Origin of the sequence: Arthrobacter rhombi, assembly GCF_039526245.1 — a bacterium.
GTDB classification, from domain to species: domain Bacteria; phylum Actinomycetota; class Actinomycetes; order Actinomycetales; family Micrococcaceae; genus Arthrobacter_H; species Arthrobacter_H rhombi.
The window spans coordinates 1-2,697 of sequence record NZ_BAAAIV010000017.1; the positions used below are offsets into that span (position 1 = coordinate 1).

3 protein-coding genes and 1 pseudogene are annotated in these 2,697 nt (G+C 66.6%); all 4 read left to right on the forward strand.

Going from position 1 to position 2,697, the window contains the following annotated elements; all coding sequences use genetic code 11:
* Positions 1–398 (forward strand): arsenate reductase ArsC (locus tag ABD088_RS14130; RefSeq protein ID WP_343902600.1); only part of this gene is annotated, 398 nt, incomplete at its 5' end.
* Between the two features lie 70 nt (positions 399–468).
* The gene (locus ABD088_RS14135) at positions 469–1,869 is read left to right on the forward strand and encodes an NAD(P)/FAD-dependent oxidoreductase (RefSeq protein ID WP_343902601.1); all 1,401 of its coding nucleotides are present in this window, start codon (positions 469–471) and stop codon (positions 1,867–1,869) included.
* Positions 1,859–2,323 carry an arsenate-mycothiol transferase ArsC gene (locus ABD088_RS14140; RefSeq protein WP_343902602.1) on the forward strand — a complete coding sequence of 155 codons (465 nt, stop codon included), beginning with the start codon at positions 1,859–1,861 and terminating at the stop codon, positions 2,321–2,323. The genes ABD088_RS14135 and ABD088_RS14140 overlap by 11 nt, the downstream gene beginning before the upstream one ends.
* A 111-nt stretch (positions 2,324–2,434) precedes the next feature.
* Positions 2,435–2,697 (forward strand): annotated as a pseudogene (locus ABD088_RS14145) (hypothetical protein); the annotation flags it as partial.

A 2,697-nucleotide genomic window follows, 5' to 3' on the forward strand; every position in this document is an offset into this window, starting at 1 on the left:
AGCCGTCCGTGCTGTTCGTCTGCGTCCACAACGCCGGACGCTCCCAGATGGCCGCCGCCTACCTCACCGCACTGTCCGCAGGCGCCATCGAGGTCCGGTCCGCCGGGTCCGAGCCAGCGGACTCGGTCAATCCGGCCGCCGTGGCGGCCATGGTCGAGGAGGGTATCGACATGTCCGCCGAAACGCCCAAGGTCCTCACCGTGGACGCCGTGCGGGAATCCGATGTCGTGATCACCATGGGTTGCGGTGACACCTGCCCCATCTTCCCCGGCAAACGCTACGAGGACTGGGAACTCGATGACCCGGCAGGGCAAGGCATCGAGGCCGTCCGGCCCATCCGCGACGACATCAAGAGCCGCATCCAGGGCCTCATCGCAGAACTGCTGCCGACCACCTAGCGGACACCGCCGCCCGCGGATCCAAGCAGGTGGCCGAAGGCAAACGAGCACGAACCACCCAAGGAGAACGATGGATATGACGAACCAGCCGAACGACCTCCCGGTTGCCATCATCGGCGCCGGTCCCGTGGGCCTGGCCGCGGCAGCGAACCTCATCGAACGCGGCCTGGTCCCGCTCATCTTCGAATGCGGCCACCAGGCCGGCGCTTCCATCCGGAACTGGGGACACGTCCGGCTGTTTTCCCCCTGGCGGCACAACATCGACCCCGCCTCACGTCGCCTGCTCGAGACCACCGGCTGGACCGAACCCCGACTGTCCTCCCTGCCCTACGGCTCCGAGCTCGTGGAACAGTACCTCGAACCCCTCGCCACCCTCCCGGCCATCCGCAACGCACTCCACACATCCACCACCGTCACGGCCGTCAGCCGGGCCGGGATGGACAAGACACACTCCCGGGGACGGGACGAACGCCCCTTCCTGGTCCGCACGGAAACCGAAGACGGCACGGTGGAAGACCACCGGGTACGCGCCGTCATCGACGCCTCCGGAACCTGGGCCCAACCCAACCCGCTCGGGCAAGCCGGCCTGCCCGCCCCCGGCGAAGCCGAAGCCATCGCCCGCGGCCTGATCACCGCACCACTGCCGGACGTGACCGGTGCCGACCGGGCCCGCTTCTCAGGCAAACACGTCCTGGTCATCGGAGCCGGGCACTCGGCCGCCAACACCCTCATCACCCTGGGCCAGTTGGCCAAGAACGAGCCCGGAACCCGCATCAGCTGGGCCGTGCGTGGCAGCGACACCTCCGGCATCTACGGCGGGGGAGACCTCGACGGGCTGCCCGCGCGTGGCCAACTGGGGACCCGTCTGCGCAAACTCGTCGAGGACGGGCACATCGACGTGCATACCTCCTTCACGACCACCGGATTCGTGGCAGGTGACCGCCTCGCCGTCACGGGAGCCACACCGGAGGGCGAAACGACGCTGGAGGTTGACGTGTTGATCCCCGCCACGGGCTTCCGCCCCGACCTGGGCATCCTGCGGGAAATCCGACTGGAACTGGATCCCGCCGTGGAAACACCACGGACCCTGGGGCCGCTGATCGACCCCGAATTCCATTCCTGCGGGACCGTTCCGGCGCACGGGGCCAAGGAACTGGCCCACCCCGACAAGGACTTCTACATCGCCGGCATGAAATCCTACGGACGGGCCCCGACCTTCCTGCTCGCCACCGGATACGAACAGGTGCGGTCCATCGTCGCCGCCATAGCAGGGGACATGGCCGCTGCCGGACAGGTCCACCTGGAACTGCCCGAAACCGGCGTCTGCTCCACGGACCTTGGCGGTACCTGTGATGCGCCCTCCGAGGCCTCTGAGCCTGGCGACGCGGCAGGCTCATGCTGTGCTGCGCCCGAACCCGTGCTCATCGGCATCCCAACCGGCCTGGCCCATGGACGTTCCGGTGCAGAATGACCAGGCGGCCCGAACCGACGCCACACATGGGTCCGTTGATGGCAAGCCGGTTGTCCTGTTCGTCTGTGTGAAGAACGGCGGAAAGTCCCAGATGGCCGGGGCGCTCATGCGCCACCTTGCCGGAGGCCGCGTCGACGTCCGCACCGCCGGCACCAAGCCCGGCAACGGACTCAACGCACAATCAGTGCAGTCCCTGTCCGAACTTGGCATCGAAATCGGCGACGAGCGACCCAAACCCATCACCAGGGAACTGCTCGCCGGCATCGACCTGGTGATCACCCTTGGCCGGGAAGCGGAATTGGAACCGATTCCGGGAGCCCGGATGCGGAACTGGGACATCGATGAACCTTCCACGAGGGGGATCGATGGAATGGAAAGGATGAGGCTGGTACGCGACGACATCCGGGCCAGGACCATGCGCTTGCTGGGGGAGCTCAACGCGGCCGCGCGGTAGCCGGATGCGCTAACTCCCCATCGGCCGTCCACCCCTCGGGCCCCGCACCGGCACCGGATTGAGATCCGAAAGCCATTGCATCATTGTTGCGTTTAATGCAACGATCGGGCGATGGCCAACCAACGCGAAGTGGGGGAGTCCCCGCTGCATGTGTTGGGCAACGTCCGTCCGTTGGACGAGCCTGCGTTCATCTTCAACGCGATGCTCCAAGGATGGGACGACCAGCAACAAAGCCGCGGGTTGTCAAGGCAAACCATCGACGTCAGGACCAGTTTCATCCGCCGCTTCTCCGCATACTGCGAGAAGCTGCCATGGGAGTGGACCCCTGTGGACCTCGAGGACTTCAGCATCCACGCACTCTCCAGGGCGAGGCC

Excerpts from the sequence above, each read along its gene's own strand:
- ABD088_RS14135 (WP_343902601.1), top strand. The coding sequence starts at position 469 with ATGGATATGACGAACCAGCCGAACGACCTCCCGGTTGCCATCATCGGC.